This window comes from Fundidesulfovibrio agrisoli (assembly GCF_022808715.1).
GTDB lineage: Bacteria > Desulfobacterota > Desulfovibrionia > Desulfovibrionales > Desulfovibrionaceae > Fundidesulfovibrio > Fundidesulfovibrio agrisoli.
Genome location: NZ_JAKZKX010000010.1, coordinates 82,664 through 101,080, shown reverse-complemented (window position 1 = coordinate 101,080; position 18,417 = coordinate 82,664). Strand labels below are relative to the sequence as shown.

Below are 18,417 nucleotides of genomic sequence, written 5' to 3'. Positions count from 1 at the left end.
TAATCCCGTGGATGCCCTAACTATCTTTTCTATTCCCCGGCTTCACCCCAACGCGGATTACGCCATGACCAAGACGCCCGCCCCGCTTCGCCCGACCGCCCTGCAGCTGGCCTGCTGCGCGGCCCTCTGCGCCCTCCTGCTCATCCCCCCGGCGCAGGCCGCCGAGACGCTCGACCTGAACGCCCTGGTGGGCGAAGCCCTGAAGAACAACCCCGAGCTGAGCGCCGGGCAGCAGCGCGTCACCTCCGCCCGGCACCGCATCCCCCAGGCCAAGGCCCTGCCCGACCCCTCGGTCTCCGCCGGGTACACCAACACGGGCCTGAGCCAGTACACCTTCGGCAACTCCTACGACTCGGTGTGGGCCTTCGGCGTCTCCCAGACCGTGCCCTTCCCGGGCAAGCTCGTGCAGAAGGGCCGCGTTGCCGAGAAGGAGATGGAGACCCTGGGCCTGCAGTTGCACGCCCTGCGCCTCTCCACCGTGGCCCGGGTCAAGGAGCTCTACTACGACCTGTTCACCGCGCACCGCACCCTCGAGATACTCGACGACAAGGCCAAACTTCTGGATCAGGTGGAGAAGGCCGCGCTGGCCCGCTACGCCTCCGGCCTGGGCGACCAGCGCGACGCCGTGATGGCCCAGACCGAGAAGTACATGCTCAAGGAGAAGGAGCAGATGGTCCGCCAGCGCCTCTCCACCCTGGAAGGCATGCTCAACTCCATGCTTGGGAGGGAGGTCAACTCCCCCCTGGCCAAGCCCTCCGAGCCCTCCAAGGCCCCCTACAAGCGCAGCCTGGAGGACCTGTTGGTCAAGGCATCCTTCGACTCCCCGGACACCAAGGCCCGGATGAAGAAGGTGGAGCGGGCCGAAGCCAAGGTCTCCCAGGCCAAGGCCGAGTTCGTGCCGGACGTGACCCTCTCGGCCGGATACTCCCAGAAGGGCTGGAGGATCGCGCAGGAACCCCAGTCGGTCACCGGCCCGGACGGTTCGGAGCTGCTCGGCCCGGCCGGCATCAAGCAGAAATGGCAGGACATGTGGAGCGCGGGCGTCTCCGTGACGGTGCCGCTGTACTTCTTCGTCAAACAGGCCGAGGGCCTCAAGGAGTCCCGGGCGGACCTGGCCGAGTCCCGCTACGACCTTGAGGCGGGCAAGAACCTCGTGGCCTCCTCCATCCGTGAGAACTATTCCATGCTCCAGTCCGCCGAGAAGCTGAGCGAGCTGTTCGCCGGCGGAACCCTGCCCAAGACCCGGCAGGATTTCCAGCTCGCGGCCGCGAACTACGCCGGAGGCAAGGGCGACATCTACGCCGTGGTCGCCCGGCTCAAGGCCGTGCTGGACTACGAAGTGCAGTACTGGATCCAGTTGTCCGAGAAGCAGAAGGCCATCGCGAGGCTGGAGAGCCTGGCGGGCTTCTCCGACGGGCTGAACATCCCTAAACCACTGGACGAGGGCGGGGACGCCGCGCAGCCTCCCACCGGGGACGCAGCGACGGGCGCCCGCAACGCCCCGGCCAAATTGAAATGAGGTGGAACATGAAATCGAAGCAATTGATCCTCTCTCTTGCCGCGGCCTCCCTGATCGCCCTGGGCGGCGTGGCCCAGGCCCAGATGCAGCACGGCGGGCACGGCGGCTCCGGCCATATGATGACCCCCGAGCAGATGAAGGCCATGACCCCGCAGGAGGTCCGCCAGATGACCCCGGAGGAGATCCACAACATGCCGCCGGAGCTCATGCGCCACATGACCCCCGAGCAGATGAAGGCTATGACTCCCCAGCAGATGGAGCAGATGACGCCTGAGCAGATGAAGGCGATGTCGCCCGAGCAGATGCAGGCCATGCCCGCCAGCCACGCCCAGCACGGGGCGCACGGGCAGGCCCAGCCATCCCAGACTGGCCAGCCTGGCCAGCCCGGCCAGATGAAGGAGATGTCGCCCGAGGAGATGATGAAGATGAACCAGGGCCAGCAATAGCAGCCGGAACCACAAGGCGCGGGGGAGAGACATGCGGGCGTTGCCATCCACGGCGGGACCGACGTTGAAGGACGTGTTGCTGGCGGCCTGCCTGGCCGCCGCGCTGGCGTTGCCGGGCGGAGTTTTGGCCCAGGCCCCGGCCCAACCGGGCGGGACGGGCTCCATGGCCGGGATGGACCACTCCGGGCACGGCGCCCCGGCCCCGGCCGGGCCGCAGGCTCCGCCACAAGCGCCGCAGCAGGGGCACGCCGGGCACTCCATGCCCGGCATGGACATGTCCTCCGGAAGCCAGAGCGTGCAGCAGCCCGCCCCGGCCCCAACCTCTGGCATGGATCATTCCAGCCATGGCGCACCGGCGGCTCCCGCCACACCGGCCGCGTCCGCCGGGCACGAGGGCCACGCCGGGCACGGCGCGCCTGCCGCGCCGGCGTCTTCAGGGCACGAGGGCCACGGAGCGCCTCCGGCCTCCGGAACGATGCCCCCCATGGCCATGCTCACCCCCGAACAGGCCAAGCTCATCGGCGTCACCGTCACCCAGGCGGCCATGCGCCCCTTCAAGACCATCATCCGGGCCACGGGGCGCGTGGCGCCGGACGAAACCCGCCTGGCCACCGTGACCACCAAGGCCGAAGGCTACGTGGAGCGCCTCATGGTGGACCACACCGGCCAGATGGTCAAAAAGGGCCAGCCCCTGCTGGCCATCTACAGCCCCGAGGTCTACGCCACGCAGCTGGAGTACCTGAACCTGCTGCGCTGGAGGAGCGCCCAGCCCAAAGCCTCGACGGAAGGCGGGGGCGAATACGCGGCCATGCTCGCAAACGACAGCCAGGCCCTGCTCGCCGCCGCCAGGCAGCGCCTGGCCCTGCTGGACGCGGGCGGCCTGGCAGCCCAGCTTGAGAAGACCGGCAAGCCCTCGCGCGACTACGTGCTCACAAGCCCGGTGGACGGCTACGTGATCTCCCGCCAGGCCACCTTGGGCATGCAGGTGGCCCCGGGCGAGAAGCTCTACGACCTGGCCGACCTCAGCACCGTATGGGTGCTGGCCGACGTCTACGAGGAGAACCTGCCCTTCTTCAAGGAGGGCCAGGCCGCGCTCATCACCCTCACGGGCGTCTCCGGCCCGCCGCTCACGGCCAAGGTGGCCCAGATCTACCCCGTGATCGCCGCCGACACCCGCACGGCCAAGGTGCGCTTCGTGCTGCCCAACCCCAAGGGCCTGCTGCGCCCCGAGATGTACGCCGAGATCCAGATGGGCACCGACCTGGGCCAGCGCCTGGCCGTGCCCGAGTCGGCCATCATAGACACGGGCCTGCGCAAGGTGGTCTACTACGAGTCCAGCCCCAACAACTTCGAGCCCCAGGACGTGACCACCGGCATCCGCTCCGGCGGCTTCGTGGAGATTCTCTCCGGCCTGGCCCCCGGCACCAAGGTGGCCTCCTCCGCCAACTTCCTCCTGGACGCCGAAACGCGCCTCAAGAGCGGCAGCGGCGGCGAGCATCACCACCATTAGCCCGGGGCAGCCATGATTATCCAGAGCATCATCGGGTTCTCGGGCCGCAACAGGCTCATCGTGACCATCATGTGCGCCACGCTGGGGCTGTGGGGCGTGTGGGCCATGCGCAGCGCGCCCCTGGACGCCATCCCGGACCTCTCGGACCCGCAGGTCATCGTCTACACCGAGTGGCAGGGCCGCAGCCCCGACCTGGTGGAGGACCAGGTCACCTACCCCATCGTCACCTCGCTGCTGGCCGCGCCGGGCGTGCAGGCGGTGCGCGGCTTCTCCTTCCTGGGTTCGTCCTTCATCTACGTGATCTTCAAGGAAGGCACGGACATCTACTGGGCGCGCTCGCGGGTTCTGGAATACCTGCAGTCGGTGCGCGCCAAGATACCGGCCGACGTGAACCCCGTGCTCGGCCCGGACGCCACCAGCCTGGGCTGGGGCTTCTCCTACGCGCTGGTCGACACGTCCGGGCGGCTCGACCTCTCCCAGCTGCGCTCCCTGCAGGACTGGAACGTCAAGCTGGCCCTGGAGAGCGTGCCCGGCGTCTCCGAGGTGGCCTCGCTGGGCGGCTTCGTGCGCCAGTACCAGATCACCGTGGACCCGGGGCGGCTGTTCGGCTACGGCCTGCCCCTGCAGAAGGTGCTGGAGGCCGTGCGCCTCTCCAACAACGACGTGGAAGGCCGCGTGGTGGAGATGTCCGGCACGGAGTACATGGTGCGCGGGCGCGGCTACGTGAAGAGCCTGGCGGACCTGGAGAGCGTCTCCGTGGGCACGGACAACCGGGGCACGCCCGTCTTCCTCAAGGACGTGGCCCAGGTGAGCCTCGGGCCGGAGATGCGCCGGGGCCTTGCCGACCTTGACGGCCGGGGCGAGGTGGCGGGGGGCATCGTGGTGGTGCGCTTCGGGGAGAACGTGCTCTCCGTGATCGACAGGGTGAAGGCCAAGATAGCCGAGGTCGCGCCATCGCTGCCGCCGGGCGTAAGGTTCGAGGTCACCTACGACCGCTCCGACCTGATCCACAGGGCCATCTCCACCCTCACGGAGGAGATCGTCAAACTCACCGTGGCCGTGAGCGCGGTGTGCGTGGTCTTCCTGTTCCACCTGCCAAGCGCCCTGGTCATCATCCTGACCCTGCCGCTGGCCATCGTCATCTCCTTCATCTGCATGAACGCCCTGGGCGTGACCTCCAACATCATGAGCCTCTCCGGCATCGCCATCGCCATCGGCGCCATGGTGGACGCGGCCATCATCATGGTGGAGAACGCCCACAAGAAGCTGGAGGAGTGGGAGCACGCGGGCAGGCCCGGCTCCCGCGTGGAGGTCATCCTGGAGGCCGCGCAGGAGGTGGGGCCCTCGCTGTTCTTCTCCCTGCTGGTGATAACCGTGGGCTTCCTGCCCGTGTTCACGCTCCAGGGGCAGGCCGGGCGGCTGTTCAAGCCCCTGGCCTACACCAAGACCTTCGCCATGCTCTTCTCGGCCTTCCTGGCCGTGACGCTCACGCCCATGCTCATGACGCTCTTCATCCGGGGCACAGTGCGCCCGGAGGACAAGAACCCACTCAGCCACGTGCTGCGCCTGATCTACCACCCCTTCGTGCTGCTGGCCTTGCGCTTCAAGAAGACCATGATCCTGCTGGCCGTGCTGGTCATGGCGGCCACGGTCTGGCCCGTGACGCGCCTGGGCTCGGAGTTCATGCCCCCGCTCTACGAGGGCACGCTCTTCTACATGCCCGTGACCATGCCCGGCATCTCCATCGCCGAAGCCGGGAAGCTCCTCAAGCTGCAGGACTCCATCCTGGCCTCGGTGCCCGAGGTGGCCCAGGTGTTCGGCAAGGCCGGGCGCGCCGGGACCGCTACGGACCCCGCGCCCATGGAGATGTTCGAGACGGTCATCAACCTCAAGCCCGAGGCCCAGTGGCGCCCGGGCATGAACGTGGAGAAGCTCAAGGCCGAGCTGGACGCCCGCCTGCAGATACCGGGGGTGGTCAACGCCTTCACCATGCCCATCAAGGCCCGCATCGACATGCTCTCCACGGGCATCCGCACCCCGGTGGGCATCAAGATCCTGGGGCCGGACCTGGCCGAGATCGAGATGATCGGCACCAAACTGGAGGAGGTGGTCAAGCGCGACCCGCGCACCCGCTCCGTGTTCGCGGACAAGGTCAACACCGGCTACTACCTGGACATCAGCGTGAAGCGTCAGGCCGCCGCGCGCTACGGGCTCACCGTGGCCGACGTGCAGGACATCATCGAGTCCGCCGTGGGCGGGCGCAACCTGACCACCGTGATCCTGGGCCGGGAGCGCTACCCCGTGAACGTGCGCTACCCGCGCGAGCTGCGCCAGGACGTGGAGACCATCAAGGCCATGCTCGTTCCGGTGCAGGGCGCAGGCCCCGGCGGCGAGGAGGCCAGGCCAAGGATGGGCGTTCCGCCCGCGCCGCGCAGGATGCTGCAGGTGCCGCTCGGCGAGCTGGCCAACGTGAAGGTGACCAACGGCCCCTCCATGATAAAGAGCGAGGGCGGCATGCCCACGGCCTACGTCTACATCGACTTCACCGGCTCCGACGTGGGCGGCTACGTCAACGGCCTGAAAAAGGCCGTGGCGGAGGCCGTGCTGCCGCAGCTGCCTGCCGGGTACCGCCTTGTCTGGAGCGGCGAGTACGAGAACCTGGTCAGCACCCAGGAGCGGCTGGAGATGGTCATCCCGCTGACCATCTTCATCATCTTCATGCTGCTCTACATCAACACCAAGTCCCTGGCCTCCACCTGCATCGTGCTGCTGGCCGTGCCCTTCTCCCTGGTGGGTTCATTCTGGCTGCTCTACCTGCTGGGCTACAACCTGAGCATCGCGGTGTGGGTGGGCATCATCGCCCTGGCGGGCCTGGACGCTGAGACGGGCGTGGTCATGCTCCTCTACCTGCAGCTGGCCTACAAGCAGTGGCGGGACGAGGGCCGCCTCAAGACCCAGGCGGACCTGCGCGAGGCCGTGGAGCACGGCGCGGTGAAGCGCATCCGCCCCAAGATCATGACCGTGGCCGTGATCCTGGCGGGCCTGCTGCCGGTGATGTTCTCCACGGGCGCGGGCTCGGACGTGATGAAGCGCATCGCCGCGCCCATGATCGGCGGCGTGGTGACCTCAACCATCCTGGAGCTGCTCCTGTATCCGGCCATCTTCGCGCTCTGGAAGGGCCGGGGGCTGCCCAGGGGGTAGCCGCCCGGAAACGTTTCCAAAACTGTAATCGTCCCCCCCTTGCCAGGGGGGCATGCCGGGCGTATCTGGCGCGAATCAATCGCCGAGTTCCGCAAAAGCGGAAGCGGGGGACCCAAAATCCCGGGGCGTATCGCCGCAAGGCGTAGGGCAACTTCCTCGGCCCGAGCCCGTCAGCTAACCTCGCAGGCGTCGAGGGGGAGAACCTTTCCATTCCGGTGGCGAGGCTCTGCCCGCGTTCTGTGGCCGAGCGAACCGCCGCGCCGCGCGCCTGTTGTGTTTGCCGATGGGCGCCCCACGACATCCCGGTCTGATTCTCGACGCGCGCCCGTTGGCTGACATCCGCTCTCGGCCCGATCCCGCAAGGATCGGCAAGGAGCCTGGTCATGGATCAGCGTGCGTCCGTCGGCAAGCGCGTCAAGAACGCCCTCATAGGCGAAAGCCTCAACCTGGGCGACACCTCCATCTTCCACCACCTGTCGCTCATGGCCTTCTTCGCCTGGGTGGGCCTGGGCGCGGACGGCCTGTCCTCATCCTGCTACGGCCCGGAGGAGGCCTTCCTGGCCCTGGGCGAACACACCTTCCTGGCGGTTTTCGTGGCCCTGGGCACGGCCGTGACCATCCTCATCATCTCCGCCAGCTATTCGCAGATCATCGAGCTCTTCCCTTCGGGCGGCGGCGGCTACCTTGTGGCCTCCCGGCTGCTCTCCCCCAGGGTGGGCATGGTGTCGGGCTGCGCCCTGCTCATCGACTACGTGCTGACCATCACCATCTCCATCGCCTCCGGCGCGGACGCGGTGTTCAGCTCGCTGCCGGCAACCTTCGCGCCCTACAAGCTGGAAACGGCCGTGGCGGGCGTGCTGCTGCTCACGCTGCTCAACCTGCGCGGGGTGAAGGAATCGGTGACGGTGCTGGTGCCGATCTTCATGACCTTCGTGGTCACCCACGTCATCGCCCTGGGCTACGCCCTGGGAACCCACGCTGCCCAAGGCCCCGAGCTGGTGGCCCACATCGCCCAGGACGCCTCCGCCGCGCACACCCAACTGGGCTATATGGGCATGTTCCTGCTGATCCTGCGGGCCTACACCATGGGCGCGGGCACCTACACGGGCATCGAGGCAGTGAGCAACGGCCTGCCCATCCTGCGCGAGCCCAAGGTGCGCACGGGCAAACGCACCATGGCCTACATGGCCGTCTCCCTGGCGGTGACCGTCACGGGCCTGATGCTGGCCTACCTGCTGTTCGACGTGCGCCACCAGGAGGGCAAGACCCTCAACGCCGTCCTGTTCGAGGCGCTTACCGTCTCGTGGCCCGCGCCCCTGGGCACGGGCTTCGTCTGGGTGACCCTGGCCTCCGAGGCGCTGCTGCTCTTCGTGGCCGCGCAGGCGGGCTTCCTGGACGGGCCGCGCGTGCTGGCCAACATGTCGCTGGACCGCTGGTTCCCCACCCGCTTCTCCATGCTCTCGGACCGCCTGGTCAGCCAGAACGGCATCCTGCTCATGGGCGGCTCGGCCCTGGCGCTGATGCTGATCTCGCGGGGCTCGGTGGACTTCCTGATCGTGCTCTACTCCATCAACGTGTTCATCACCTTCGTGCTCTCCCAGATGGGGATGGTGCGCCACTGGTGGCAGGAGCGCCACGGCGGGGGCAGGTGGTTCAAGGGGCTTATGCTCAACGGCCTTGGCCTGGGGCTCACGGCCTTCATCCTGGCCTCGGTGGTGGTGGTCAAGTTCTTCGAGGGCGGCTGGCTGACCATCCTCATCACCGCCGCCCTGGCCGCCCTGGCGCTGAAGATCAAGCGCCACTACGACGAGACCTGGGAGCAGATACGCGCCCTGGACACCCTGGTGGAGTCCGTCGGCAGCCCCACCCCCGATCCGGCCGCCGCCCCCGCCGAGGATACGGATGCCAAGACGGCCGTGATCCTGGTGAACGGATACAACGGGCTTGGGCTGCACACCCTCACCAACGTGCTGCGCCTGCACGGGGAGGAGTTCAAGAACTACGTGTTCCTGCAGGTGGGCGTGGTGGACGTGCAGGTGATGCGCGACCACGCCGAGCTGGACCGCCTCAAGCAGACCATCCGCTCCAGCATGGACAAATACATCGCCCTGACGCTCTCGCGCGGGTTCCACGCCGAGGCCCACTGGGCAGTGGGCACGGACGTGGTGCACGAAATCCTCGAGCTGGCCCCGGTCATCAAGGAGCGCTTCCCCCGCTGCGTGTTCTTCGGCGGGCAGCTGGTGTTCGAGAAGGAGACCCTGCTGACCCGCATGCTGCACAACTACGTGGTCTTCAGTCTGCAACGCCAGATCTACAAGGTGGGCATCCCCTTCATGATCATGCCCATCGCCCTGCGGGAGGCCATCCCGGCCGAATAGGGCGCGAGGCCCTGCCGGACCGCCCCGGGCGGGCGCCGTCCGGCGGGGCCACCCGGAGCCCCTGGACAAATTCGGAAAAATGTGGTGCAAATCGTGGCGGTTACCAACTGCCGCCGGCTCTTCGGCGCTATCGGCCTGAGCCGGAGCGCGGCCTGGGCCGCTCCCGCCCGGCGGGATTGGCGGCATGGCCGTCAGCGCGGCCCTTGATGCTCCACCCCGGCGGCGCTCCGCCGGAGCCCGGCTCCCGGCCTGCCCTTGCGGCTTCCCTCTTCCCGACGATGCCCGGCATACGGGAACGCGGGCCGCCGCATCCCTTCTTGCGCCCTTGTGCGTTGCCGCAAGCCGGGCGGCCTTGCGTTCTAAAGTTGCAACAGCAGCTTCCGATTCCACTATCGGTGCCTGATGACTTCGTGTTTCTTCATCCCGCGCCGTTGATCCATATGGCCTTGTGCAACATCACGCCTTTCGTATCTCAGGGGGGGGAAACTGATGCGTTGGAAGGATGTTAGGATCCAATGGAAGTTCGCCATCGGCTTCGGCGCGGTGATATTCTTCATGCTCACCGCGAGCGTGATCTCGATCACCGGAGTCAATTCGATCGTTGACGACGCCAAGATCGTCATCGTGGGCAACAAACTGAGGGGGGAGTTCACGCAGAGGATCGTCGACCACCTGAACTGGGCCAGCAAGCTCAGCGAGTTCCTGAACAGCTCCAAGGCCTCCACGCTGGAGGTGCAGCTCAACCCGCGCCTGTGCGCCTTCGGCAAATGGTACTACGGCGAGGGCCGCAAGGAGGCCGAAAAGCTTGTGCCGGCCATCGCGCCGCTGCTGGCCGAGATCGAGCGCTACCACGAGGGGCTGCATCGTTCCGCCGCCACCATCAAGGAGAAGTTCGTCCCGGTGAACCCGGAGCTGGGCGGGTTCCTGCGCGACAAGCTGGCCGACCACCTGAAGTGGAGCAACGCCGTGCTCAAGGCCCTGGCCGACGAGGCCAGCCGCAAGGTGGAGGTGGAGTCCGACCCGCACAAATGCGGGCTCGGCAAGTGGCTCTACTCCGATGAAATGGCGGCGCTGCGCCAGGCCGACCCCGAGTTCGACAAGCAGATCACCGCGGTCTTCGGCCCGCACGAGCGCCTGCACGAGAGCGTGGTCCGCATCAACGCCCTGCTGGGCGAAGGCCGCAACAACGATGCCAAGCAGTATTTCCGCGACGTCACCGAGAAGGAGGCGGGCCTGGCCCTGGCCTCCATCACCGGCGTGGTGGGCTGGCACAACGCCAGGATGCTCACGGCCGAGGAGGCCAAGAAGGCCTACTCCACGGAAACCATCCCCAACCTGGTGAAGGTCCAGGAGCTTCTGGACAAGACCAAGGACGCCATAAGCGCCCACATCATGACCGACGAGGCCATGCTGGAGGCCGCCGCCAACACCCGCTCGACCATCATCGCGGCCACGGCCGTGGCCCTGCCGCTGGCCATCGCGCTCGCCGTGCTGCTGGCCCGGGGCATCGTGGTCCCTGTGCGCAAAGGCGTGGCGTTCGCCGAACGCATGGCCGCGGGCGACATGAGCCAGGACCTGGACGTGGACCAGAAGGACGAGATCGGCATGCTCGCCGCCGCCTTGCGCGAGATGACCCAACGCCTGGGCGAAGTCATGAGCGAGGTGATCGAGGGAGCTGGCAACGTGGCCTCGGGCGCGCAGGAGCTCTCGGCCACCTCGGAGACGCTCTCACAGGGGGCCTCGCAGCAGGCCGCCAGCGTGGAGGAGGTCTCCTCCTCCATGGACGTGATGGCCTCCAACATCCAGCACAACGCGGAAAACGCCACCCAGACCGAGGCCCTGGCCCTGAAGGCCGCGCAGGACGCCGAGGCCGGGGGCCAGGCCGTGACCATGACCGTGGGGGCCATGAAGCAGATCGCGGAGAAGATCTCCATCATCGAGGAGATTTCGCGGCAGACCAACCTGCTGGCGCTCAACGCCGCCATCGAGGCCGCCCGCGCGGGCGAGCACGGCAAGGGCTTCGCGGTGGTGGCGGCCGAGGTGCGCAAGCTCGCCGAGCGCTCGGGCCGGGCCGCGACCGAGATATCGGCCCTCTCGGCGGAATCCGTGGCCGTGGCGGACAAGGCCGGGGAGATGCTCAGGGAGATCGTGCCCGATATCCGCAGGACCGCCGCCCTCATCCAGGAGATATCCGCCGCCTCCCGCGAACAGAACAACGGCGCGGGCCAGATCAACAAGGCCGTGCAGCAGCTGGACCAGGTCGTCCAGCAGAACGCCTCCGCCTCGGAGGAGATGGCCTCCACCGCGGAGGAGCTCTCCAGCCAGGCCGAACAGCTGCTCTCCACGGTGAGCTTCTTCAAGCTCAAGGACGAGGGCGCGTCCCGCCCGCAGGCACGCCGCGGGCTCCCTGGCGGGAAGCACTCCGGCTGAGGACGCCGCTCCGGCAGGCGAAAACCTTGCCATGCAGGCCCGGGGAACGCGCTCGCGCGCCCCGGGCCAGCCTGGCCTCTAGCCGAACACTTCGGCGTACCAAAAGGCTTCGGGGTTGCGGAACCAGGACGCGAACTCCTCGCTGTCGAAGACGCGCAACTGTTTCAGATCCACCCCGTAGCGCCTGAACAGCGCCAGCAATTCGGTGAGGCACTCCTCGTCCAGCTCGGCCCTGTCCACCGAGATGTAGAGCGTGTCGCCGCTCCCGGAGCCGCCCTCCACGCACTCGATCCTGTCCAGCCACTCGAAGAAGGCCTCCTCATCCCCGGGCGAATAATAGGCCACGCTGCGGGCCTGAAGCTCCACGATATCGGCGTCGTCCATCGGCTGCCTCCCGCGGGTCGAACAATTGGCCGCACCGGCCTCCCGCCTAGACTCAAGACTACCATGAAGGGCCGCGCCGGGCTACGCCGGGGATGACGCCCCGCACTCTGGCCTTGTGCCGTCAGCAGTCGAAGGGGCGCGCCGCTCCTGACGCCCAAGGCACTTCGCACGGGGGCTGCGCGCCAACCCCGTTGGGGACACAAGGCTGGAGCCCCATCCCACGTGCTTCCACACCCGGATGACTCTCGCGGCGTCCCACCCGGCTGGGCCTTCCCCCCCCCCCGCCGGGATACGCCCCGGAGTGCGCGGCCCGGCCAACTTAGGCTGGGGAAATGCCTGCCGCATCTTTTTCGCCTGCTTCAATCAAGACAATTCCACTCCTGTTTTACAGTCGGGGATGATTCGACAGCGCCGCTTTTCCAAAGGGGCAAGAATCATTTACAAGACCGCATCGTGAGGCGTATAATTGCTTTGTACCGTTTACCAGCACCTTTACGGTTCCCATAGATGACCAACACCCAAGAATATCCCACGAGAGACGCGCAGACAGGCGGCAGGCAGGCCACGGGCGCAGGCCAGCCCCGCAGGTGGCATTCGCGGGCCACTGTCGCCGTCTTCTTCATCTGCCTGCTGGCCGCGCTGTGGGGGGCGACCCTCTGGGAGCTGTCCCGGGCCGAGCAGGACGCCCGGGCCGCCGCCGAGACCATGACGAAGAACCTCGCCAGGATCCTGGCCGAGCACATGCTCTCCACGGTGAAGCGCATCGAAATGGTCCTCAAGGTGCTGGACCGCGCCTGGACTCCGGACCACGCCCGGTTCATCGACGAATCCCAGCGGCTGCGCACCGAAATCGACGACCTGGCCTTCCAGATATCCCTGGCGGAGCCGGACGGCCTGGTCTCCTACTCCTCCACGCAGTTGGGCGCCGCACCGGTGAGCATCGCCGACCGGGAGCACTTCAAGGCCCACCTCTCCGGCCCGCGCAAGCCGATCTTCATCGGCAAGCCCGTGCTTGGGCGCGTCTCCGGCAAGTGGTCCATCCAGTTCTCGGGGCGCATCGTGCGCGACGGCAAGCTGGCGGGAGTGATCGTGCTCTCGGTGGACCCCGACTATTTCGCCCACTTCTTCTGGAGCCTGGGCCTGGACGAGAAGGACGTGGTGGACATCGTCCGCGACGACGGCGTGCTGCTGGCGCGCGCCTCCACCACGGACAACATCTTCGGCGGGACCATCACCGACACGCCCTACCTGGTGCCGGCCCCGCCCATGAGCGGCAACTTCCGGCGGGCCTCCCAGATCGACGGCATCGAGCGGGTCTTCGGGTTCTACAGGCTCCCCCTGTACGGGCTGACCTTCGTCAGCGGGCGCTCGGTGGAGTCCGTGTTCTCGCCCTTCGAGCAGGTCCGCAACACCGTCATCCTCGTGGTGGCGTCGGTTTCCGTGATCCTGCTGATCCTCGCGGCGCTCATCATCGACAATCTGCGCCACCGGGAGCGGGCCAAGCGCCAGTTGCAGCTCGCGGCCAACGTCTTCGACCGCTCCGGGGAGGCCATCTGCATCACGGACGTGGACACCACCATCCTCACCGTCAACGACGCCTTCTGCCGCATCACCGGCTACACCCACAATGAAATCGTGGGCGAAACGCCCCGCAAGTTGGCCTCCGGGCGGCATGACCAGAAATTCTACAAGGAGATGTGGGACAGCATCAACACAAGGGGCTGGTGGCAGGGAGAAATCTGGAACCGCAAGAAGGACGGCACTATCTACCTTGAATGGTTGAGCATCAACGTCATTCACAACAGCCGGGGCGAGCCGCTCAACTATATCGGCGTGTTCTCGGACATCAAGAAGATCGCGGGCACCCAACGGCGCATCGAGTTCCTGGCCACCCACGACGAGCTGACCCTGCTGCCCAACCGGACCCTGTTCAACGACCGCATCCAGCAGGCCATCGAGGGCTGCGCCGCGACTGGCGGGCGCTTCGCCGTGGCCTTCATCGACATCGACAACTTCAAGATCGTCAACGACTCCCTGGGGCACTCCACCGGCGACGAGCTGCTCAGGGAGCTGGCCAAACGCCTGCGGGAGCTGCTGCGCGCCACGGACATCATCGCCCGCTTCGGCGGCGACGAGTTCGCCATGCTGCTCCACAACGCGGACCGGGCCATCGCCGACAAGACCGCGCGGCGCATCAGCGAAGCCCTGACCCGCCCGATCAGGGTGGGCGGCCAGGAGATATACGCCGGGGCCAGCATCGGCATCTCGCTCTACCCAGAGCACGGGGCCGACGCGCTGAGCCTGCTCAAGAACGCCGACACCGCCATGTACCTCGCCAAGGACCAGGGCAAGAACACCTACAGGTTCTTCACGGACCAGCTCCAGCAGGTGGTGAACGAGCAACTGAACATCGAGACCGGGCTGCCCCGCGCCATCGAACATGGCGAACTCCTGCTGCATTACCAGCCGAAGTTCGACATGGATTCGCTCAAGGTCGTCGGACTGGAGGCCCTGGTGCGCTGGCAGCACCCCGTGGAGGGGTGCATTCTCCCCGGCCGCTTCATCCCTCAGGCCGAGAAGAGCAGGCTGATCGACCTCCTGGGGGAGTGGGTCGCGGATACGGCCGCCGCCCAGATAGCAGCCTGGCTGAAGGCGGGGCTCGCTCCGCCGCAGGTGGCCATCAATCTCTCGCCCAGCCAGTTCCGGCGAGGTGACGTCCAGCCCATGATCGAGCGCATCCTCAAGCGCCACGGGATCCCGCCCCGGCTGCTGGCCATCGAACTGACCGAGACGGCCCTGATGTCCGACCGCCAGGAGGTGCAGCAGGCCCTGACCGCCTTCCGGGACATGGGGCTGGAGGTCGCCATCGACGACTTCGGCACGGGCTTCTCCTCCCTGTCGTCGCTACGCCACTACCCCATCAACCAGCTCAAGATCGACCGCTCGTTCATCATGGAGGTGGACCGCAGCCCGGACGACCGCGCCATCACCCAGGCCATCATCGCCATGTCGGAGTCGCTGGGGCTGTCGGTCGTGGCCGAAGGCATCGAGACCATCGAGCAGTTCAGCACCCTCAAGGCGCTGGGCTGCCGCATCGGGCAGGGATACTATTTCGCAAGGCCCATGCCGCCCGAACAACTGCTGGCGGATGGATTGTTGTCAGACGGGTACGAGGGGCAAGGCGGGGAGAGCGAGCCGCTGGAGGGGCTTTCCTGAGGATGGGCTCGGCCGGAGCCGGGGCCGCGCAGGCTTCATCACGCCTCCTGCCGTTCGCGGCTTTGGGCTGCGAGGCCTCATTGACAAACAATCCCCCGGAAGACAGAATTATTTATAGAAAACTTCCATAATCCCTGGCCGTCTACGCAAGGAACACATGGACACCTGGCTGCCTGTCGCACTCATATCCGTCCTTGCCACATCGGGCATTCTCTCCCTGGCCTTTTGCTATCTCTATTCGACCTACCGCCACGCCTACCTGCTGGCCTGGGGCGGCGCCTTCGGCTTCCACGTGTTGCGCAACATATTCCTGCTGGCCTCCACGAGCATGGGCGGAGCGAGCCGGCTCCTGCTCGGGGCCGAGCAGTTCTGCGTGCTCTCCACGGCCACGCTGCTGGTTCTGGGCGCCACCTGGTTCACCAAGGGCCGGTTCCCCCGCATGCTGGTCGCCGCCTTGCTCGCGGCCTATTGCTGGATACCGGCCGCCATCGCCCTGGATGTGCCCCGGCCCATGCTCTACACCCCCACATACGCCCTGCTCGGGGGCATGTTCATCCTGGCCGGACTCACCCTCTGGCGGCACAAGTCGGGCCGGAGCGGGCTTGGCAGCAGGTTGGCCGGTTTCTCGCTCATCGTCTGGGGGGTGCACCAGCTTGATTACCCCTTCCTGCGCCATGTGACCTGGATCGCCCCCTGGGGATTCCTCGCCGGGGCGATACTCGCCCTCACCGTGGCCATCGGCATCGTCATCATGTTCTTCGAGCGGTTGCAGCGCCTGGAACAGCAGCATGCGGACCAGCTCGGCAGGCTGTTCCAGAACGCGGGCGACGCCATCTACCTGGCCGACGGCAGCGGCAAGCTCCTGGAGGTCAACCAGGAGGCCGAACGCCAGACGGGCCGCTCCCGTGAGGAGCTGCTGCGGATGAGCGTGTTCGACGTCGACTGCAACGAATCCCCGCAGAGCTGGGAGAAGATCGAATCCCTGCCTGTGAACACCAGGATAAGCTTTGAATCCAAGCACCGCAGGGCCGACAACAGCTGCTACCCCGTGGAGATAATGGGCGTCATCTTCGAGCAGGACGGCGAACGCCGCGTCCTCGGGGTGGCCAGGGACGTGAGCGAGCGCCACGCCGCGGAAAAGGCCCTGGAGGCCCAGAGGGAGCACCTGCGCATCATCGCGGACAACACCTACGACTGGGAATACTGGCGCGGCCCCGACGGCAGGATGCTCTGGGTCTCCCCTTCCTGCCGGCTGACCTCCGGCCTTGCTTCGGAGGAGTTCATGGGCGGGGGCGACGAGAAGTTCATGGAGCTCATCCACCCGGACGACCGGGCCATCTGGGCGGAACACATCCGGGAGATCAACCTGGCCGAACCCGAACACCGGACGCTCGAATTCAGAATCGTCACCAAATCCGGCAGGGTGGTCTGGATCGCTCACACGTGCAAACCCATATTCGGCGCCGGGGGGGAGTTCCTCGGCAGGCGTGGCTGCAACCGCGACATAACCGAGCGCAAGCTGATCGAGCAGGAGCTCCGGGAAAGGGAGGTGTTCCTCATCGAAACGCAGCGCATCGGCCAGATCGGCAGCTGGAAGGCCAACCTCGACACCGATTCCCTCTACTTGACGGACGAGGTGAACCGCATCTTCGAGATTCCGACATCATACAAGCCCTCCCTCCGTGAGGGGATGCAGTTCTACGCCCCCGAGTATTTGCCGAAGGTCAAGGAACTGCTGCTCACGGCCATGCGGGAGAATGCGTCCGCAGGACTCGAATGCGAGATCCTCACCGGAACCGGCAGGAGGAAGTGGGCGCACCTGCGCGCCGTGAGCCGCATGGACGAAGAAGGCCAGACCTCACTCATCGGCACGATCCAGGACATAGACGAGCGCAAGAGAGCCGAGATCGAGCTGACCGCGGCCAGGGAAAAGGCCGAGACCGCCAACAGGGCCAAGTCCGGCTTTTTGGCCAACATGAGCCATGAGATCCGCACCCCGCTCAACGGCATCCAGGGCATGCTCCAGCTGCTGCAGACGACAACTCTCGACGAGGAGCAGCACGACTTCGTGCACACGGCCCTGCGCTCATCCAAGCGGCTCGCCACGCTGCTCACCGACATTCTCGACCTGGCCCGCGTGGAGGCGGACAAGCTGATCCTGCATGAGGAGCGCTTCGAACTGGCGAACCTCAAGGAGGCCGTGCTGGACCTGTTCGCCTTCACGGTGGGGCAGAAGGAGTTGCGGCTTCAATTCGACCTGGACGAACGCCTTCCGGGGGTGGTCGTGGGCGACGAGGTCAGGCTCAGGCAGATACTCTTCAACCTGGTGGGCAACGCGGTCAAGTTCACAACCCGGGGGGATATCCGGGTGGACATTTCGCCGCTGTCCTCCTCCTGGGACAGCATTCCATACCGGGTGCTCATCACGGTAAGCGACACGGGCGAGGGCATCTCCGACGAGCAGGTGGAGGCCATATTCCAGCCCTTCGTCCAGGGTGAGACCAAATACGCCAGGCGCTTCCAGGGAGCCGGCCTGGGCCTGACGATCGTCGCCAAGCTGGTGAAGCTGCTCGGGGGCAACCTCGCGGTGGAAAGCACCCTCGGGGAAGGGTCAGCCTTCTGCATCTCGCTTCCGCTCAGAATGCCCACCATGACCGCCGCGCTCCCCCGCCCGAAAACCCGCGCAGGTGACGAGACTGTGCTGAACATCCTCTTCGCCGAGGATGACACCGTCACGAGGCTTTCCACCAAGAAGCTCCTCGAAAATGCCGGGCACAGGGTGAGCGTGGCCCAGAACGGGCTGGAGGCGTTGCAACTGCTCGAGCGGGAGCCGTTCGACCTGATCCTCATGGACATCCAGATGCCGGAAATGGACGGGATCGAAGCCACCCGCGCCATCCGCTTCCAGGAACGCTTCGAGGCGGTCAGGGAAATTCCCATCATCGCCCTGACCGCCTACGCCATGAACGGCGACAGGGAATCCTTTCTGGCGGTCGGCATGAACGGCTACATCTCAAAGCCGATGGACATCGCGGCCCTCAAGGAACTCATCGCCAACACGATGGAGGAGAGCCGGGCCCGTGCGGGGCGGGAGGACGCGCCAGGGGAAGAGGGCTCCGAGTAGGGTGCTGCTTCTCTTGGGATTCGATGCCGTTGGGATGTGAACTCTGCTGGTTTGCCCCAGCGTCACCCGAAAAGGATTCTCCCGCACCTCCTTTGGCCCGGTTGAACCGCCTGACCGCCGGACTGAGGAGCATGGTCGCCAGCGCGACTCAGCCGATGGCGGCCTTGTTCACGAAATACGGCGTTCGGGAAGGCAACGTAAGAATGAGG

General features: G+C 66.5%; 9 protein-coding genes and 1 riboswitch. Of the genes, 8 read left to right on the top strand and 1 reads right to left on the bottom strand.

Going from position 1 to position 18,417, the window contains the following annotated elements:
- The first annotated feature begins 64 nt into the window (after positions 1–64).
- The 6 genes from MLE27_RS09465 (at position 65) to MLE27_RS09440 (ending at position 11,484) form a co-directional block, all read left to right on the top strand.
- The gene (locus MLE27_RS09465) at positions 65–1,519 is read left to right on the top strand and encodes a TolC family protein (protein WP_243311821.1); all 1,455 of its coding nucleotides are present in this window, start codon (positions 65–67) and stop codon (positions 1,517–1,519) included.
- A gap of 8 nt (positions 1,520–1,527) precedes the next feature.
- Complete coding sequence (locus MLE27_RS09460; protein WP_243311820.1) at positions 1,528–1,965, top strand: hypothetical protein; 438 nt, start codon at positions 1,528–1,530, stop codon at positions 1,963–1,965.
- 73 nt (positions 1,966–2,038) lie between these two features.
- Positions 2,039–3,475 carry an efflux RND transporter periplasmic adaptor subunit gene (locus MLE27_RS09455; RefSeq protein WP_243311850.1) on the top strand — a complete coding sequence of 479 codons (1,437 nt, stop codon included), beginning with the start codon at positions 2,039–2,041 and terminating at the stop codon, positions 3,473–3,475.
- A gap of 12 nt (positions 3,476–3,487) precedes the next feature.
- On the top strand, positions 3,488–6,676 hold the full coding sequence (locus MLE27_RS09450) for an efflux RND transporter permease subunit (RefSeq protein WP_243311819.1): 3,189 nt from the start codon (positions 3,488–3,490) through the stop codon (positions 6,674–6,676).
- A 70-nt stretch (positions 6,677–6,746) separates the two neighbouring features.
- Positions 6,747–6,880: riboswitch (cyclic di-AMP (ydaO/yuaA leader) on the top strand.
- A 179-nt stretch (positions 6,881–7,059) separates the two neighbouring features.
- Positions 7,060–9,054 carry an APC family permease gene (locus MLE27_RS09445; RefSeq protein ID WP_243311818.1) on the top strand — a complete coding sequence of 665 codons (1,995 nt, stop codon included), beginning with the start codon at positions 7,060–7,062 and terminating at the stop codon, positions 9,052–9,054.
- 489 nt (positions 9,055–9,543) lie between these two features.
- Positions 9,544–11,484 carry a methyl-accepting chemotaxis protein gene (locus MLE27_RS09440; RefSeq protein WP_243311817.1) on the top strand — a complete coding sequence of 647 codons (1,941 nt, stop codon included), beginning with the start codon at positions 9,544–9,546 and terminating at the stop codon, positions 11,482–11,484.
- Between the two features lie 78 nt (positions 11,485–11,562).
- Here MLE27_RS09440 and MLE27_RS09435 read toward each other — a convergent pair whose 3' ends face one another.
- A complete protein-coding gene (locus MLE27_RS09435) occupies positions 11,563–11,868 on the bottom strand; it encodes a hypothetical protein (protein WP_243311816.1) in 306 nt (101 codons plus the stop codon).
- A gap of 507 nt (positions 11,869–12,375) precedes the next feature.
- Here MLE27_RS09435 and MLE27_RS09430 point away from each other — a divergent pair.
- Positions 12,376–15,084, top strand: coding sequence for a bifunctional diguanylate cyclase/phosphodiesterase (locus MLE27_RS09430; protein WP_243311815.1), 2,709 nt, complete (start codon positions 12,376–12,378; stop codon positions 15,082–15,084).
- Positions 15,085–15,241: 157 nt separating this feature from the next.
- Positions 15,242–18,208 (top strand): PAS domain S-box protein, encoded by a 2,967-nt coding sequence (locus MLE27_RS09425; RefSeq protein WP_243311814.1) that lies wholly within the window; start codon positions 15,242–15,244, stop codon positions 18,206–18,208.
- Positions 18,209–18,417 lie beyond the last annotated feature (209 nt).

Excerpts from the sequence above, each read along its gene's own strand:
- MLE27_RS09465 (WP_243311821.1), top strand. The coding sequence starts at position 65 with ATGACCAAGACGCCCGCCCCGCTTCGCCCGACCGCCCTGCAGCTGGCC.
- MLE27_RS09460 (WP_243311820.1), top strand. The coding sequence starts at position 1,528 with ATGAAATCGAAGCAATTGATCCTCTCTCTTGCCGCGGCCTCCCTGATC.
- MLE27_RS09450 (WP_243311819.1), top strand. The coding sequence starts at position 3,488 with ATGATTATCCAGAGCATCATCGGGTTCTCGGGCCGCAACAGGCTCATC.
- MLE27_RS09445 (WP_243311818.1), top strand. The coding sequence starts at position 7,060 with ATGGATCAGCGTGCGTCCGTCGGCAAGCGCGTCAAGAACGCCCTCATA.
- MLE27_RS09440 (WP_243311817.1), top strand. The coding sequence starts at position 9,544 with ATGCGTTGGAAGGATGTTAGGATCCAATGGAAGTTCGCCATCGGCTTC.
- MLE27_RS09435 (WP_243311816.1), bottom strand. The coding sequence starts at position 11,868 with ATGGACGACGCCGATATCGTGGAGCTTCAGGCCCGCAGCGTGGCCTAT.
- MLE27_RS09430 (WP_243311815.1), top strand. The coding sequence starts at position 12,376 with ATGACCAACACCCAAGAATATCCCACGAGAGACGCGCAGACAGGCGGC.
- MLE27_RS09425 (WP_243311814.1), top strand. The coding sequence starts at position 15,242 with ATGGACACCTGGCTGCCTGTCGCACTCATATCCGTCCTTGCCACATCG.